The organism is Serratia sp. X10 (genome assembly GCF_017811775.1).
GTDB lineage: Bacteria > Pseudomonadota > Gammaproteobacteria > Enterobacterales > Enterobacteriaceae > Serratia > Serratia ureilytica.
This window is the reverse complement of sequence record NZ_JAEIOH010000003.1, coordinates 183,008-199,109: the sequence shown is the minus strand read 5'-3', so window position 1 is coordinate 199,109 and position 16,102 is coordinate 183,008. Positions and strand designations below refer to the sequence as shown.

At 62.7% G+C, this 16,102-nt stretch carries 15 protein-coding genes; 10 read left to right on the top strand and 5 right to left on the bottom strand.

The annotated features are described in order from the left end of the window. Positions 1-63: 63 nt before the first annotated feature. Entirely contained in the window at positions 64-693 is a 630-nt protein-coding gene (locus J9788_RS11245; RefSeq protein ID WP_046896927.1) for a LysE family translocator, read from the top strand. Here J9788_RS11245 and J9788_RS11240 read toward each other — a convergent pair. Beyond that, positions 690-1,529 carry a helix-turn-helix transcriptional regulator gene (locus tag J9788_RS11240; protein ID WP_046896928.1) on the bottom strand — a complete coding sequence of 280 codons (840 nt, stop codon included), beginning with the start codon at positions 1,527-1,529 and terminating at the stop codon, positions 690-692. The two genes, J9788_RS11245 and J9788_RS11240, sit on opposite strands and share 4 nt — an antisense overlap. Before the next feature lie 99 nt (positions 1,530-1,628). Between J9788_RS11240 and J9788_RS11235 the strand changes: the two genes are divergently transcribed. From J9788_RS11235 to J9788_RS11220, 4 genes are read left to right on the top strand one after another with little or no spacing between them, the layout of a single operon-like run. After that, on the top strand, positions 1,629-3,053 hold the full coding sequence (locus tag J9788_RS11235) for an MFS transporter (protein WP_182264887.1): 1,425 nt from the start codon (positions 1,629-1,631) through the stop codon (positions 3,051-3,053). Positions 3,054-3,109: 56 nt separating this feature from the next. Continuing rightward, the gene (locus J9788_RS11230; RefSeq protein WP_182264886.1) at positions 3,110-3,739 is read left to right on the top strand and encodes an FMN-binding negative transcriptional regulator; all 630 of its coding nucleotides are present in this window, start codon (positions 3,110-3,112) and stop codon (positions 3,737-3,739) included. Positions 3,740-3,776: 37 nt separating this feature from the next. Further along, complete coding sequence (ybiB, locus tag J9788_RS11225; protein WP_182264885.1) at positions 3,777-4,736, top strand: DNA-binding protein YbiB; 960 nt, start codon at positions 3,777-3,779, stop codon at positions 4,734-4,736. Between the two features lie 46 nt (positions 4,737-4,782). Beyond that, entirely contained in the window at positions 4,783-6,639 is a 1,857-nt protein-coding gene (locus J9788_RS11220) for a M3 family metallopeptidase (RefSeq protein WP_182264884.1), read from the top strand. A 62-nt stretch (positions 6,640-6,701) separates the two neighbouring features. Here the strand turns inward: J9788_RS11220 and J9788_RS11215 are convergent, their stop codons facing one another. The 3 genes from J9788_RS11215 to J9788_RS11205 form a co-directional block, all read right to left on the bottom strand. Then, positions 6,702-7,337, bottom strand: coding sequence for a carbonic anhydrase (locus tag J9788_RS11215; RefSeq protein ID WP_033633764.1), 636 nt, complete (start codon positions 7,335-7,337; stop codon positions 6,702-6,704). Positions 7,338-7,613: 276 nt separating this feature from the next. Beyond that, complete coding sequence (locus tag J9788_RS11210) at positions 7,614-7,874, bottom strand: YdgH/BhsA/McbA-like domain containing protein (RefSeq protein ID WP_015377148.1); 261 nt, start codon at positions 7,872-7,874, stop codon at positions 7,614-7,616. Between the two features lie 167 nt (positions 7,875-8,041). Continuing rightward, positions 8,042-8,671, bottom strand: coding sequence for a flavin reductase family protein (locus J9788_RS11205; RefSeq protein ID WP_033633763.1), 630 nt, complete (start codon positions 8,669-8,671; stop codon positions 8,042-8,044). 118 nt (positions 8,672-8,789) lie between these two features. Here J9788_RS11205 and rlmF point away from each other — a divergent pair, with 118 nt between their 5' ends. The 5 genes from rlmF to J9788_RS11180 all read left to right on the top strand — a co-directional run bounded on the left by rlmF (position 8,790) and on the right by J9788_RS11180 (position 13,750). After that, positions 8,790-9,755, top strand: a complete 966-nt coding sequence (gene rlmF, locus J9788_RS11200; RefSeq protein WP_167333741.1) for a 23S rRNA (adenine(1618)-N(6))-methyltransferase RlmF — start codon at positions 8,790-8,792, stop codon at positions 9,753-9,755. A 295-nt stretch (positions 9,756-10,050) separates the two neighbouring features. Next, on the top strand, positions 10,051-11,355 hold the full coding sequence (locus J9788_RS11195) for a PAS domain-containing methyl-accepting chemotaxis protein (RefSeq protein ID WP_033633761.1): 1,305 nt from the start codon (positions 10,051-10,053) through the stop codon (positions 11,353-11,355). Between the two features lie 177 nt (positions 11,356-11,532). Beyond that, on the top strand, positions 11,533-12,102 hold the full coding sequence (locus tag J9788_RS11190) for a TetR/AcrR family transcriptional regulator (RefSeq protein ID WP_033633760.1): 570 nt from the start codon (positions 11,533-11,535) through the stop codon (positions 12,100-12,102). 11 nt (positions 12,103-12,113) lie between these two features. Beyond that, positions 12,114-12,752 (top strand): N-acetyltransferase, encoded by a 639-nt coding sequence (locus J9788_RS11185; RefSeq protein WP_033633759.1) that lies wholly within the window; start codon positions 12,114-12,116, stop codon positions 12,750-12,752. Beyond that, the gene (locus J9788_RS11180) at positions 12,740-13,750 is read left to right on the top strand and encodes a S9 family peptidase (protein ID WP_182264883.1); all 1,011 of its coding nucleotides are present in this window, start codon (positions 12,740-12,742) and stop codon (positions 13,748-13,750) included. The genes J9788_RS11185 and J9788_RS11180 overlap by 13 nt, the downstream gene beginning before the upstream one ends. A 2-nt stretch (positions 13,751-13,752) precedes the next feature. Here the strand turns inward: J9788_RS11180 and ybiO are convergent, their stop codons facing one another. Next, positions 13,753-15,972, bottom strand: coding sequence for a mechanosensitive channel protein (gene ybiO / locus J9788_RS11175; protein WP_182264882.1), 2,220 nt, complete (start codon positions 15,970-15,972; stop codon positions 13,753-13,755). Positions 15,973-16,102 lie beyond the last annotated feature (130 nt).

The window sequence follows — 16,102 nt, the reverse complement described above, 5'->3', positions numbered from 1 at the left end:
AAGCCACGTCGGCGTCGCTATGATGGACGCTCCATCCCCGTCCGTCTTCTTATCAGGTGATTCATGATTGATGCCGCAACGCTGTTGTTGTTTTCCGGCGCCTGCGTGGCGCTGGCGCTGACTCCCGGCCCGGATATGCTGCTGATCGCTTCGCGCAGCGTCAGCCAGGGGCGGCGGGCCGGTTTCGCTTCGCTGGCGGGCATTCAGCTCGGCACTTACTGCCATGCGCTGGCGGCGGCGCTGGGGTTGTCGCAACTGTTCGTCGCGGTGCCGCTGGCTTACGACGCGGTGAGAATGTTGGGCGCGGCCTATCTGCTCTATTTGGCGTGGAAAACGCTGCGATCAGGCAGCAGTCTGCAGGCTTCTGCCGGGTTGCAGGCGGTGCCGACGGCGCGCATTTTCCGTCAGGGGCTGCTGACCAACATCCTCAACCCGAAAATGGCGCTGTTCGTGCTGGCGCTGTTCCCGCAGTTTATCGATCCGCGCGCCGGCTCGGTGGTGGTGCAGATGCTGGCGCTGGCGACGGTGCTGAATCTGGTCGGCTTGCTGATTAACGGCGGGGTGATCCTGGCGGTCAGCGGCATGAAAAGCCGTTTCGCCGGCCGCCGTTTCAGCGCCCGCTGGCCGAACTACCTGCTGAGCGGCGTATTCGCCGGGCTGGCCTGCAAACTCATTTTCGACAGCCGTCGTTAATCCTCGCGCAGCAGCGCTTCAAACGCCGCGCTGGCCGGTTCGTTCGGCAGCGCGCTGTACATCACCAGCCGCAGATGGTTCTCTTCGTCGACGATGAAAGAGGCGTGGTCAAAGGTGACCGGGCCGATCTCCGGGACGACGAAGCTGCGCCGCCCCTGACAGCGTCCGTGAATGTCATGCTGCCGCCAGAGCCGGCGGAACGGCGGCGACACCCGCTCCAGCGCCTGCACCCGTTGGCGCATCACCTCATCCTCCGGCGCGCGGGCGTAGTCGCGGCGGAAGCTGGCCAGGATTTGCGGCGCCTGCGCCTGCCACTCCAGCAGGCGCTCATTGAGCTGCGGATCGGCAAACAGCATCCACAACATGTTGCGCTCTTGCGCCGGGCGCTCGCCGATGGCGAACAGCCGCTGCGCCGCCGGATTCCAGGCGATGATGTCCCAACTCAGGTTCATGACGTAGGCCGGCCGCAGCGCTAAATCGTCCAGCAGACGCCGCACCAACGGCGAAACCTGGCACCACTGATGCCCAACCGGCACCGGCGGGCGCTGATGCGCCAATAAGAACAGGTGGTAGCGGCCAGCGGCGTCGAGCTGCAGCACCCGCGCCAGATTTTCCAAAAACGTCACCGATGCATTGATTTCCCTGCCTTGCTCCAGCCAGGTGTACCAGGTGAGGCCGACGCCGGCCAGCGCCGCCACCTCCTCGCGCCGCAAGCCCGGCGTGCGGCGGCGGCTGCCGCTCGGCAAGCCGACCGCCTCTGGTGACAGTTGTTCTCGCTTTTGCCGCAGAAAATCTCCCAGTTCGTGGCGGGTGCGTTCGAGGGTGCGTGGGGGCATGTCGGCCGTCCTGTTGCTGTCAGTAATAGTATAAGTGGCTATATAGTAACAGTTTAAACCTTGTTCCATACTGCGGCCATCATAATCTCTGGAGGTGGTATGGAACATTCATTATCTCGTGAGCGGCGAGGGCTGCCCGGCCTGCCGGTGCTGCTGTTGGGCGGTTTTGTCACGGTGTTCGATCTGTTCGTGGTCAACGTGGCGGCGCCGGTGATCCAGCGGCAGTTCGCCGCCGATTTCGCCGGGGTCGGTTTGATCGTCGCCGGTTACGAGCTGGCGTTTGGGGTGCTGTTGATCGCCGGTGGGCGTCTGGGCGATCGCTTCGGGCGTCGGCGTCTGTTCAGCCTCGGCATGCTGGGATTCACGTTGAGCTCCCTGCTGTGCGGGCTGGCGGGATCGCTCAGCCTGCTGATCGCCGCGCGTATTCTGCAGGGGGCGACGGCGGCGCTGTTGTTCCCGCAAATTTACGCCTTGATGCGGGTGCTGTACGCGCCGCAACAGCGGCGGCGCGCCTTCGCCTGGCTGGGCATGACGTTGGGGTTGGCGGCGATATTCGGCCAGATCCTCGGCGGATTTATCATCGAGGCCAACCTGTTCGGCAGCGGTTGGCGCATGATCTTTTTGATCAATTTGCCGATCGGCGCACTGGCGCTGTGGGCGGCGCGGCGCATTCCCGAATCACGGGTGGCGCAGGCGCAGCGGCTGGACGGCGTTGGTCTGTGGCTGGCGGCGACCGGCCTGTCGCTGTTGCTGCTGCCGCTGCTGGAGGGGCCGGCGCGCGGCTGTCCGTGGTGGATAGCGCCTATGTTGGCGTTGGCGATGCTGACGTTGTGGGGCTTCCTGCGTTGGGAGCGCCGTCTGGCGCAGCGCGGTGACGATGCGGTGCTCGATCCGGCGCTGTTCCGCCAGGCGGGTTTCGCGCCGGGTATGGCGGTGGTGCTGGCGATTTATGCCACCGCCTCCTCGTTTTTCTTGTGTTTCGCGCTGCTGCTGCAGGCGGGGGCGGGGCTGACGCCTTTTCAGGCGGGCAGCCTGTTCGCCCCGGCCAGCGCGGCCTTTATGTTGGCCTCGATGCTGGCGCCCCGGCTGGCGCAGCGCTGGGGCAACGGTGTGCTGAGCGTGGGCGTGGCGATTTACGCCGCCGGGTTGGCGCTATTGATGGCGCAGGTGCTGTGGGGTGAGGCGCTGACGCATCCGCTGCGGCTGCTGCCGGGGTTGGTGGTGCTGGGGTTCGGTCAGGCGCTGAGCATGACGCCGCTGCTGAATCTGGTGCTGGGTTTGGCGCAGGAGCGGCAGGCGGGGATGGCGGCGGGTCTGGTCGCCACCGTGCAGCAGGTGGGAGGCGCGTTGGGCATCGTGGTCAGCGGCGTCGGTTTTGTGCCGCTGTTGGCGAGCGGCGGCACGGCGGAGCGCTATGCCCAGGCCTTTGCCGGTGCCATGGTATTTAATCTGTTGGCGATGGGCGTGGCCCTGCTGTTGTTAAACCGGATCACTCGAAATAGCCAGAAAGCGGATCTTAAGTAGGCCGCCGGCGGGTGCTTTACTGTCGTCATCATGAGAGAGCGATAAGGAGCCCACTGATGTTTCAACCCGCCGCATTTCGCGAAGACGATCTCGATACCCAACTGGCGCTGGTGCGCGCCCATCCGCTCGGGCTGCTGGTCAGCCACGGCGAACAGGGATTGACGGCCGATCCGCTGCCGTTTGTGGCCGATGTCGAGCAAGGGCAGCTCCGGCTGCGGGGGCACCTGTCGCGCGCCAACGAACACTGGCGGCGGTTGCAACAGGTGGCCGAATGTCTGGTGATCTTTCAGGGCGTGGAGGGCTATGTGTCGCCCGGCTGGTACCCGAGCAAGCGCCAGAGCGGCAAGGTGGTGCCGACCTGGAACTACAGCGTCGTGCAGCTGTATGGCGTGCCGACGGTGACGGACGATCCGGCCTGGCTGCGCCGCCAACTGATCGATCTGACCGCGCAGCAGGAAGGGCGGCGTCCTGAACCCTGGCGACTCGACGATGCGCCGGCCAACTACATCGCCGCGCAGCTTAAAGGCATCGTCGGCATCGAGATCGCCGTCACCCGGCGCGAAGGCAAATGGAAGATGAGCCAAAACCGCAGCGCCGACGACGCCGGCGGGGTCATCGCCGGGCTGCGCGAGGGCGATGACGCGCAGCTGCGGCTGGCGGCGGAGGTTGAGCGGCGGCGCGGATAGGGTATGCTAACTGAAGGGCAGCCAGGGGAACCTTCGGATGGATTACACCAAAATTATCAAAGAAATAGGCCGCGGCAAAAACCATGCGCGCGACCTGGATCAACAGACCGCTTTTCAGCTGTATCAGGCGATGCTGGCCGGGGAGGTCCCCGAACTTGAGCTGGGCGGCATTCTGATCGCGCTGCGCATCAAGGGCGAAGCCGAAGAGGAGATGCTGGGGTTCTATCAGGCGATGCAGCAGCAGGTATTGTCGCTGCAGGCGCCGCAAGGGCGCCCGCTGCCGGTAGTGCTGCCGAGCTACAACGGCGCGCGCAAGCAGGCCAACCTGACGCCGCTGCTGGCGCTGCTGCTGGCGAAAGTGGGCCTGCCGGTGGTGGTGCACGGTGTGCTGGACGACAGCACCCGCGTGACCAGCGCCGAGATTTTCCGCGCGCTTGGGCTGCCGTGGTCGGAACAGGCTGCTCACGCCCAGCGGCGTCTCGATAACGGCGAGGCGGTATTCATGCCGGTTTCCACGCTGTCGGCACCGTTGGCGCGGCAGCTCGGATTGCGTTGGCGCATGGGGGTGCGCAACAGCGCTCATACGCTGGCCAAGCTGGCGACGCCGTTTGGCGAGCAGGATGCGTTGCGTCTCGCCAGCGTCTCACATCCGGAGTATGTTGGCCGGGTGGCGTCGTTTTTCCGCCAGATTGGCGCCCGCGGGTTGCTGATGCACGGCACGGAAGGCGAGGCCTATGCCAACCCGCTGCGCTGTCCGCAGATTCACCACATCGTCGGCGGCGAACAGCAGGTGCTGCTGGAGCGTACCTTGCCGGATGAAACGCCGGCATTGCCGGCGGCGAAAGACGCGGCAACCACCGCACGCTGGACTGAACGCTGTCTGGCGGGCGAGGTGGCGATACCGCAGGCCATCCAGCGGCAGGTCGCCTGTTGCCTGGTGGCCGCCGGCGAGAGCGAGACGCTGGAGCAGGGGCTGCAGCGCCTGCGTCAGGCCTAAGCGCGACTATACTGGGATATTTCCTCATCGGCTGAGAAGGACGGTTATGCAACAGGCTCTCGATTACTTCAATCAATTGAACCAGGATTACCTCGACGTTCACCGCGCCAAAGAAGAGCTGTTCTGGCAAAACTACATGGGCACCGGCGATGAAGACGTCTCGGCGCGCTTTTCCGCCGCGGAAAGCGCCTATAAGCGCTTCCTCGCCGAACCGCGCCGGCTGGCCGAGATCCGCAGCCTGCTTGCCGGGCTGGAAGTGTTGCCGCAGGAGGCGCAGCGCGATGCGCTGATCCATGGTCTGCAAGGTTGGCTGCGTTTCTTCGACTGCAACGCCATTGAAGACTCGCAGGCGCAGGCGCTGTTGGAGCAAATCATCCACGCCGAGTCCGATCTCTACTCGCGCCGCAAGGGCTATCAGGTTACGCACCTGAACGCCGACGGGCGGCCGGTGGCGGCCTCGCTCGGCGAGCTGCTGACCAACCAGGCGACCAACCCGAACGAAGACTCTCGCCGCAGCTCGCAGCAGGCGCTGCGCGATCTGGAGCAATGGCTGCTGCATAACGGCCTGCCGGAGCTGATCGGCCTGCGCAACCGCTTTGCGCGCCAGATGGGCTATCGCAACTACTTCGATTACAAGGTGAACAAAACCGAGCGCATGACGCCGGAGCAGCTGTTCGCCATTCTGGATCGCTTCGAGCGGGAAACCCGCACGGCCAACGCGCGCAGTCTGCGGCAGTTGGCGGCCGACAAGGGCGACCAGGCGCTGGAGCCGTGGAACGTACGCTTCGCCAGCGCCGGCGACGTTACCCGTCAACTGGATCCTTACTTCCCGTTTTCTCGTTCGCTGGAACGCTGGGTCGACAGCTTCAAACGCCTGCACATCGGTTTTGGCGGCGCCGAGATGAATCTCGATCTGCTGGTGCGCAAAGGCAAGTTTGAGAACGGCTTCATGCACGGCCCGGTGCCGCCGTTTGTGCGCCAGGGGGAATGGGTGCCGGCGCGCATCAACTTCACCAGCCTGGCGCAGCCGGGGCAGGTGGGCAGTGGCGCTTACGGGCTCAACACTCTGTTCCACGAGGGCGGCCATGCGGCGCACTTCGCCAACATCCGCCAGAACGCGCCGTGCTTCTCGCAGGAGTTCCCGCCGACCTCGATGGCCTATGCCGAAACCCAGTCGATGTTCTGCGACAGCCTGCTGGACGATGCCGACTGGTTGAAGCGCTATGCGAAAAACGCCGCCGGCGAAGCGGTGCCCGATGCGCTGATTGAGGCCGGCATCGCGGCGCGCCAGCCGATGCGCGCGTTCAACGAACGCCATATCCTGCTGGTGCCGTACTTCGAGTGGGCGTTGTATCAGTGGGATGACGAGCAGCGCACGCCGGAAGCCATCACCGCGCTGGCGCGTGAGATCGAGCAAAAGATCCTCGGCATCAGCGGCAGCCCGCGCCCGACGTTGGCGATCCCGCACCTGCTGTCGCTGGAGTCCGCTTGTTCCTACCAGGGCTATCTGCTGGCGATGATGGCGGTGGAGCAAACCCGTCACTTCTTCCTGCAGCGCGACGGTTACCTGACGGACAACCCGGCCATCGGCCCGGATCTGGCGCAACACTACTGGCTGCCGGGCAACAGCGTCAGCCATGACGATACGCTGCGCAGCCTGACCGGCGAAGGGTTTAATCCTGACTATCTGGCGCAGGCCTGCAACCAGACGGTGGCGCAGGCGTGGCACGAGGCGCAGCAGACGATGGCCGCCGCGGCCAAGCGTCCGCAGCCGCCGGCAGATTTCGATTTGCAGGCGCACATCCGGGTGGTGGATGGCGAGACGGTATTGGCGGACAACGCCGAGGGTGACGAACGGATGTGCCGCGACTTCGCTGCGGCGATAGAGGCGCGCCTGGCTTAAGGCGGATAATAAAATCCACGCCGCGGCGTGGATTTTATTTAATGGCTAAACCGGGCGCTATTTTATTCGAAATAGACGTCGGGATTATCCGCCAAAGACACGAAGCTCTTGGTGTTTCTATCCAGCGTGCGAATTTCGCCGCTTTCGATGTCGTACACCCAGCCGTGCAGGCGCAGCCCGCTGTTGCGCAGACCCACCGCCACAGAAGGGTGGGTTTTGATATTATTTAGCTGAGCTATAACGTTCTCTTCCACCATAGCGTTAACTTTGTCTGTTTCGCTATGCCACGTTTTCTTCTCGACCACCGCTTTTGCCGCATCGGCATAGTGCAGCCAGTGAGCTACCGCAGGCATGGGGTCGAGGCACTGGCAGGACGCGATAGCCTTCATGGCGCCGCAGTTCGAGTGGCCACAAATCACGATATCGGTAACTCCCAACGCCACCACTGCATACTCGATGGTGGCAGAGACGCCGCCCGGCTCCGGGCCGAAGGAAGGGACGATGTTGCCGGCGTTACGGATAACGAAAAGCTGCCCAGGTTCTTGCTGTGTGACCAGCTCGGGCACTAAACGGCTGTCAGAGCATGAGATAAACAGCGCTTTGGGATTTTGGCTGGAGGCAAGGCTGCGGAACAGTTCCTTGCGCTGCGGGAAAATCTCTTTCTGGAAACTGAGGAAACCTTCAATGATATGTTGCATACAACGCTCTCTGCATCTGTAGTCTGCGTAACATGATAATCATCCTCTCCCGTTAGTCCAGCTATGGGCAGGTAAAAAAATGTGTGTGCAAACCCCACTGAATACAGGGGTTCTGCCTGTTGGTGACAGAATTTTCCGGCTCGTTTACGCGTGGGGTGCGGACAAAGCGGACGGCAAAAAACTCGCTGTCGTACCCATTCAGCGCTGACGCACGCGAACATAAAAAAAGCCCGCCGGGGTGATAGCCGGCGGGCTTTTTGACGTCTGGGGCGGCGATTATTTGTAGATAACCGCGGTGGCGTGCATCAGGTTATTGCCGCTGGTGGAGGTGATGGTGAAAGCCTTGGCGCCCGCCGCATCGGCTTTGGCGGCCAACTGGGATTTCAAGCTGCTCAGGTCGGTCGCGCCGCTGGCGACGATCACGCCGGCTTTTTCGAATTGGGCGGCATCCTGCGCGCTGACGTGTTCAGCGGCGAAAGTGGTGAAAGAAACGGTAGCTAGGGCGATAGCGGCAGCAAAAGTTTTGATGGTTTTCATGTTGGTCATTCCTGTCAAAGTGAATTAGGGAGAAAGGGTGTTGCCTTTCGATGGGAAGATTATTGCGCAGTGACAGGCGGGATGAAATCGGAGAGTGTTGATAGTTTTGTTCAGATTTTTTGATTGTTAATCCCCCGTTTACATCCGAGATAAACGGGGGGAGACGATCAGCGCGTCGGGCGCGTCAGGTCGAACCGGTGCTGTTCCGAAATGCCGTAGTAGGCGCTCGGGCCGCCGGCGCGCAGGATCGGTTCGGCGGCGGCGGTCTGGTAAACGCCGTGTTCATCCAGCAGCGCCGGATCGAGATGCACCGCCACCACTTCGCCCAACACTAGCCAGGTCTCCACCTGTTCCCCTGCGGCGGTTTGCAGCTGAATGCATTGGGTCAGGCGGCATTCGAAGTTCACCGGGCTTTCGGCCACGCGCTCGGCTTTGACCCGGCGCCCGGGCAGCGGCGTGACGCCGGCGAAGGCGAATTCGTCCTCACCGCGCGGCAGGTTGATGGAACTGTTGTTCATCGCTTCCGCCAACGGGCGCGTCGCCAGGTTCCAGACGAACTCGCCGGTTTCCACGATATTCGCCACGCTGTCTTTCCAGCCGGTGCTGGCGAAACCGATGATTGGCGGGCGGTAGTTGAAGCAGTTGAAAAAGCTGTAGGGCGCCAGATTACGCAAGCCGGCGGTGCTGCGGGAAGAGATCCAGCCGATGGGGCGCGGGCCGACGATGGCGTTCAGCGGATCGTGCGGCAGGCCGTGGCCGGCGGCGGGTTCATAATAATAACGAGATTCACGGCTCATGGGGGCCCCTGTGGCAATCGATGAAGCTTTCATTGTGCCGGGTTTCCCGCCGCTGCGCCATTCCGGGCCGGATGTGTTATCTTACGCGCCGGAAATACCTTCAAGAGAGCCCGTCACGGTGGAAAAAAAGAAAACCTTCCCGCAGCAGAAAAGCGGCCTGCATCCGCGCAACCGTCATCGTTCGCGCTACGACTTCCCGGCGCTGATCGCCAGCTGCCCGGCGTTGGCGCCGTTCGTAAAACCGAACGCCTGGGGCGATGTCTCGGTGGACTTCGCCGATCCGGCGGCGGTGAAAATGCTCAACCGTGCGTTGCTGCAACACTTTTACGGCATCGAACACTGGGATATTCCGGCTGATTACCTGTGCCCGCCGATCCCCGGCCGCGCCGACTATCTGCACCACCTGGCGGATCTGCTGGCGACCAGCAACGGCGGCGAGATCCCGCGCGGCAAGGGCGTGGCGATCCTCGACGTCGGCGTCGGCGCCAACTGCATTTACCCGATCGTCGGCCTGCGCGAATACGGCTGGCGTTTCACCGGCTCCGAAATCGATCCGGTGTCGCTCAACGCAGCCAAAATGATCGTCGAGATGAACCCGACGCTGCGCAACAGCGTGCGTCTGCGGCTGCAAAAACAGCCTGAGCTGATTTTTAGCGGCATCATCGGCGCGGCCGAGAAATTCGACGCCACCTTGTGCAACCCGCCGTTCCACGCGTCCGAGCAGGAAGCGCGCGCCAGCACCCGCCGCAAGCTGCATAAACTGGGCAAAGGGGAAGTGGCCGACAAGCCGGTGCAAAACTTCGGCGGCAAGAACAACGAGCTGTGGTGCGAAGGCGGCGAAGAAGCCTTTGTGCGCAAGATGGTGGAAGAGAGTGTCAGCAAGGCCAACAACTGCCTGTGGTTCACCTCGCTCATCTCGAAAAATACCACGTTGCCGGCCATCTACCATGCGCTGAAAGTGGCGGGGGCGGCCGAGGTGCGCACCGTCGAGATGGCGCAAGGGCAGAAGATCAGCCGCTTCGTCGCCTGGACCTTCCATGACGCCGAGCAACAGGCCGCCTGGGCGGCCGAACGCTGGCGTTAATCTTCCCGGCGCCGGTTATCCTGCCGGCGCCGACAAAAATCCGCATTTTACCTTTCAATTTTCATCACTTACGTTATTCTCAATACAGTTATTCATAATAAAAATCTTAGGTTGTTGGTTTATTTAAATTCGAATAATTACTTTACTGAATAAATAAATTTAATCCGGTTAAGAGCAATAACCAGAAGGCGCGGCGCTGCCCGCGCCTTCCGCGATGGCACGTCTGCGTGTGGGCGCGGCATGTGGCCAGACAAAATAAGAAAAGCGCCATCATCTGCCACAAGGACTACACCCTATGCTGTTACGATTCAGTCAGTTAACTACCCACAAAGGCGCCGAACTGAGCGCGATAGAACACGCCGTTCCCATGATTGTATTCTCGCCCGACGGCACGGTATTGCGCGCCAACGATCTCTTTCTCAGCACGCTCGGATTTCAACGCGATGACGTGATAGGCCGGCATCACCGTATTTTCTGCGATCCTAATTATGTCGCCAGCCCGTTATATCGCGAACATTGGGAGACGCTGAATAAAGGGCAACCCATCACGGACACGATAAAGCGCATCGCGAAAAACGGCGAGGCGGTGTGGCTGCAGGGCACCTATGCGCCGGTGCTGAATAAACAGGGTAAGGTGGTGGAAATCGTCAAGATCGCCAGCGAAGTGACCGAGCGAGTGACCCAGGCGCAGGAACACCGCAGCCTGCTGGCGGCGCTGAATCGCTCGATGGCGATGATTTCTTTCACGCCGCAGGGCGACATTGTCAGCGCCAACGACAATATGCTGGCGCTGATGGGCTATCGGCTGGATGAGGCGTGCGGGCAGTCGCATGCGGTGCTGTGCCCGCCGGCGTTCGCCGCTTCCGACGACTATCGGCGGCACTGGCAGCGCCTGGCGCGCGGCGAGTTCATCACCGGGCGTTTTGAGCGCGTCAACCGGCGCGGCGAACGGGTCTGGCTGGAGGCCAGCTATAACCCGATCCTCGACAACGACGGCCAGGTGGTGAAAGTGGTGAAGATCGCCCAGGACATCACCCGGTTGATGCAACAGCAGCAGCACGAAGAAGAGATGGTGCGCAACGCGCATCATCTGTCGCTCGATACCGACCGGCAGGCGGCGCAGGGCGCGGTCATCGTGCAGCAGGCGGTGAAGGGCATGCAGCAGGTCGAAGCGGCGGCGCGCGAAACGTCGGACGTGGTCACCGAGCTTGGCAAGTGCTCTCAGCAGATCGGCACCATCGTCGAAGCCATTCGTAAAATTGCCTCGCAAACCAATCTGCTGGCGATTAACGCCTCCATTGAAGCCGCCCATGCCGGTGAGCACGGGCGCGGTTTTGCGGTGGTGGCCAACGAGGTGCGCACGCTGGCGGAACAGTCGCGCAAGGCGGCGACCGAGATCGAACGCATGACCAAGTCTATCCAGCAAGGCGTGGCGGCGGCGATCGCCGGTATGGCGACCTGCGTGGAACAGGCCGGCGGCGGTGTGGCATTGACCCATGACGCCGGAGAAGTGATCAACCAGGTCAACATCGGCATGCATGACGTCGTGAAACTGATGCAGGCGTTTACGTCGGTGAAGCAGGGCGACGCGCTGCACTGAGTTTGCCGGGCACCGCCCCTGAAAGCGGGGCGGCGTTTGTCTCTTCCCACCGATCTCTGCGCCGTTGAGCCGCGGTTCAATTTTACCGGCCTATGCTATTCTTAAATATGAACGAACGTTCGTTCATATTTATTCGATGGCGCCAGGCGCCCCCCTTCACCGTTTCGGGAGCTGCCGATGGGAAACCGAGAAAAGATTGTCGACGCTGCGCTGCACAGCTTTACCCATAAGGGATTTCACCAGACCAGCATGCGGGATATCGCCCAGGCGGCGGGCGTCAGCGTGGGCAACCTCTATAACCATTTTTCCGGCAAGGAGGCGCTGATCGGCGAGATCGCGCTGCTGGAAAACGGCGTATTCGCCGAGTTCGCCGCCGCATTGCTGGCCGAGAAAAAGCGGCCGAAACAGGCGCTGTCGGCTTTTTTCACCGCCTATCACGCTTTTGTCGCCGAACCGGACAATGTGCAACTGTCGGCGGAAATTGTGGCTGAAGTGGCGCGCAACCCGGCATTGGCCGAGCCGTTCAGCGCCAACCAGCGGCAGTTGATTGAGGCGCTGGCGACGACGATCGCCGAGGCTCAGCAAATCGGCGAGATCGCGCCGGCGATAGCGCCCTTGCCGCTCGCGCAGCTGGTGCTGGACGTGATCGAAAGCCAGGCCTGGCGGCAGGCTATCTTCGCGTCGCCTTCGCCGGAGGCGATCACGCCGGTGCGGCTGTTGGAGCAACTGCTCTACCGCCAACTCTAGTCGAGGTTGATATGTTGCACATTGAGCCTTATCGCGACGCTGACCGTCTGCAAACGGCGGCGTTGATCTACGCCGCGTTCTGCGACAAATTCCAGCGCGCGCGCCATCTGAGCGCCCGCCTTCAGTGGCGTCTGTTCTATCGGCTGTGGAGTTGGAAGCAAAGCGGCAGCCGGGAGCGCAGCTTCGTGGTGAAACAGGATGAACAGGTGGTGGCGGCCTTTGCCCTGAATGCCATCGATGGCGAGAACCGCGCCGGGCTGCGTCCGCGCGCCTTGCCGATTTGGCGGCTGTGTCGCCGCTATGGCTGGCTGAACGTTTGGCGCATGTATCTGCAAATTGCGGTGTTGCAGCACACCCCGGCGGCCGATGAGCTGTATCTTTCCTACCTGGCGGTGGCCGAGAGTCAGCGCGGCAAAGGGGTGGGCAGGCGACTGCTGCAGTGGATGAATGACTACGCCGCCGAACAAGGCGCAGGCCGGCGCCTGAGCCTGCACGTCAGCCGGCGCAACGTCGATGCGCAGCGTCTGTATCAGCGCTGCGGTTTTCAGGTGCGGCGCGAAGAACATTACGCCTCGCTGGGCTTGCTGTTCGGCCAGGCCGACTGGGTGTTGATGGAGAAACGCAGCGGGGAGGCGACGTGCGCAGAATAGGGCTGTTCATCGTGGCGCTGCTCCTGCCGGCGCTCGGCTGGGTGATTTACGTCAACGACTTTCGCTTTGTCACCGAACCGGTGGTGGTGACCGCCGGCGGCAATCGGCTGACCGGCACGCTGGTGCTGCCGGAGCATGCGCCGGTGAAGCCCGGCGTGGTGGTGTTCGTGCACGGCGATGGGCCGGCCAACGCCAGCCGCGACGAAGGCTATTACGGCATTTGGGAGACGATGGCGCAGCAGGGCTATGCGGTTTTAGCCTTCGATAAGCCGGGCGTGGGCGGCTCCGGCGGCAACTGGCTGCATCAGACCATGGCGGATCGCGCGCGGGAAACCGCCGATATCATCGACTGGGCCCGGCAGGACGGGCGCTTCGATGCGCGCTGCGTGGGGCTGTGGGGCACCAGCCAGGCGGGGTGGGTGATGCCGGAGGTGGCGCGTTTGCGCCCCGACATCGCGTTTACGCTGGCGGTGGCGCCGGCGATCAACTGGCTGCGGCAGGGGCGCTACAACACCCGGGCGGCGATGGCGGCGGCAGGGGACGATGAAGCGTCGATCGCCGCGCGCGAGGCGCACTGGCGCCACATCCAAACGCTGCTCGAACAGCCGGACGGCTACGAACAGTACCGCCGTGAGTTTGGCGCCGCCGCTGCATTGAGCGCCGACCGCTGGCGCTTTATTCGCGCCAACATGGCCAGCGACGCGACGGCGGGATTGCGGTATTTCGTCACGCCGGTACACCTGATCCTGGGTGGGCGCGACGTCAACGTGGACGCGGACGAAACCGAGCGCGTGTATCGGCAAACGATCCCGGCCTCGCTGCTGACGGTGACGCGCATCGACGAGGCCGATCATGTGATGGTCAAGCCGCTGTACGCGCGCCATCCGTGGCTGATCAACGTGGTGGGCCTGTTTGCCCCGCGCTCGGTGCAATACGATGCCTACCGGCAGGACGTGGCGGCCTTCCTGGCCGCTCAGCCCTGCGGGCGCGGGCGCTAACCTCAGATCGCCGCGGGCGGCGCCTGCTCGTCATGCGACTGCGGCGCGCGGGAAATCTGCATCGCCTGCTGCGGCATGCCGATGCCGGCCCGATCGAAATGGATTTTCACCAGCCGGTCGAGGGCGTATTGCACCACCCACTGTTTCAGCGCCTGCGTGCGCACCGTCACGCGGGTGGTGAACGAGCGATCGCCCAGCGCCACCACGCCGTTGAAGACCGGCTCGCCAATCAGGAAATGCTTCACCTGTTCATCCTGCTTCAGCGCCTCGATGGCCTGATGCAGCACCTCATTGACCCGATCGATGTCCTCGTCGCGGCTGACGGTGTAATTGGCGCGGTATACCCCGAACTCACGCGCATAGTTGGCCAGCGTGGTGATCGAAGAGTACGGCACGATGTGATAGACGCCGTAGTCGTCGCGCAGGCCGATCGAGCGGATGGTCATGCGCTCCACGGTGCCGGTAATGCCGCTGACGGTCACGTATTCGCCAGTGTTCATGCCGTTTTCAAACTGGATGAACACGCCGGTGATCACGTCTTTCACCAGCGTCTGGGCACCGAAGCTGATGGCCAGCCCCAGCGCGCCGGCGCCCGCCAGCAGCGGCGCGATGTTCAGCCCGACCTGCGACAGCACGATCATCACGGTGATGGTGCTGATAACGATAGCCAACACGTTGCGAAACAGCGTCAGCAGCGTGCGTTCGCGCGCGCTCGGCCGCACGCCGTTGCTCAGCTCCAGCGCCAGGCGGTGCTCGATGATGCTGGCCATCAGCGTCCAGCTGAACACGGCGATCAACAGGATCAGCAGAATATGCACCAGCCCGCCGAGCGTCCGCTGGCCATTTTCGCTGCCCGCCCATTGATACAGGTTGATCAGATGCCAGGCATCGAGCAGAAACAGGGTCACTGCCAGCACCACCATTACCCGCAGTATCTTCAACCCGTTGGGGATGTAGGAGTTGATGCGCCGTTCAAGCATCGGATAGCGCAGATTGACGTCGGTCGGCAGCGAAATGCGACGGAAAATCCAGCGGGTCAGCATGCCGGACAGCAGAGCGCCGACACCGACCACCAGCAGGCTTTTTACCGTGGCGCTCATCATAAAGCGCAGGCTGTTGCCGATGTCGAACTGGGACAGCACGAACAACACCAGAAAATAGGCGATCGCCAACAGATGCCAGACATGCCCCAGCCCGCGCAGGATCACGCTGAAAAACGCCATCGACCGTTCGGCCAGCAGGTTGATCTGTTGCTGTATCGGTTTGCGGTTGTGCAGGATCAGCCAAATGGCGTACAGCGTCAGCGCCAGCATCACCACCAGGTTGACGGCGGCGGCGGCCGAATAGCTGATCTGGACCGCCACCACCGGCACCACCACCATCAGGCCATAGCCGATCAGGCCGCTGAGCCAGGCGAGGCGGGTGTTCCAATAGCGCGCGCTCCGATCGCTGAAGGGGAATGGGCGCAGATAGTCGAAGCGGGGGGCGAAAATCAGCCGCAGCACCGCCTTGAAAAATTCAATCACCGCGAAGGCGCTGAGAAACAGGGTCTGCAGCCGCAGGATGGTGGCGCTGTCGGCGTGGACGTGGCGGGCAAACAGGTTGCCTGCCGCCAGCGCCAGCAGCAGCACTAGCAGATCGATGGCGAAAGCGCCGAGAATGGCGGCGGGGCGCTTATACCACGGGCCGCGCTGCAGCCTGGCGTTGTGCCCCCAACTGCCCATGCGCTTGTACAGCGGCGCGATCAGCCGCCGGATCAGGTGGAACAGCGCAAAGGTGACCGCCACCGTCAGCAGAAAGTAGCCCAGCGCGCGGAAAAAGCCGGCGGGATTGAAAACGCGCTTCGGGCCGGAATCGATCAGCTTTTGCAGCGCGCCGAGCTTCTGGTTAAAGGTGCCGATGCCTTCCTGCGCCAGCGAGTTCAGGCTGTCGCTCAGCGTAGCGGGCGTCGATGCCTCCGGCGTTGCCGGCGCGGCGGCGGGGGCGTCGCCGGCGGTCTGTTTCAGGTGGTTAATGAGTTCCGCGCGCGCTTTGTCGTCTTGCAGCAGCTCAGCCAGCGCGGCGTAGGCGGCTTTCTGCTGCTCGCTCTTGTCGGCGGGCGCGGGCGGCGCATTTTGCGCCAGCGCCGGTGGTGCGAAGACGTTCAGGGTCAACAGCAGCAGCAGGAAAAGCAGGTGTTCTCGCAGATGAGAACCTCGTCGGGAGTCTGCGTTTGGCGGCATGGTTCCTCTCTTTGGCGTTCTGTGATCGGCGGATGTAAAAGCAATACGATGAAAAACAATCAATATAGTAGGAAAGGTGGCGCGACGGGGCGTGGGAGAGCGTGCGGAATGAAAGCGGCGGGCGCGTGGT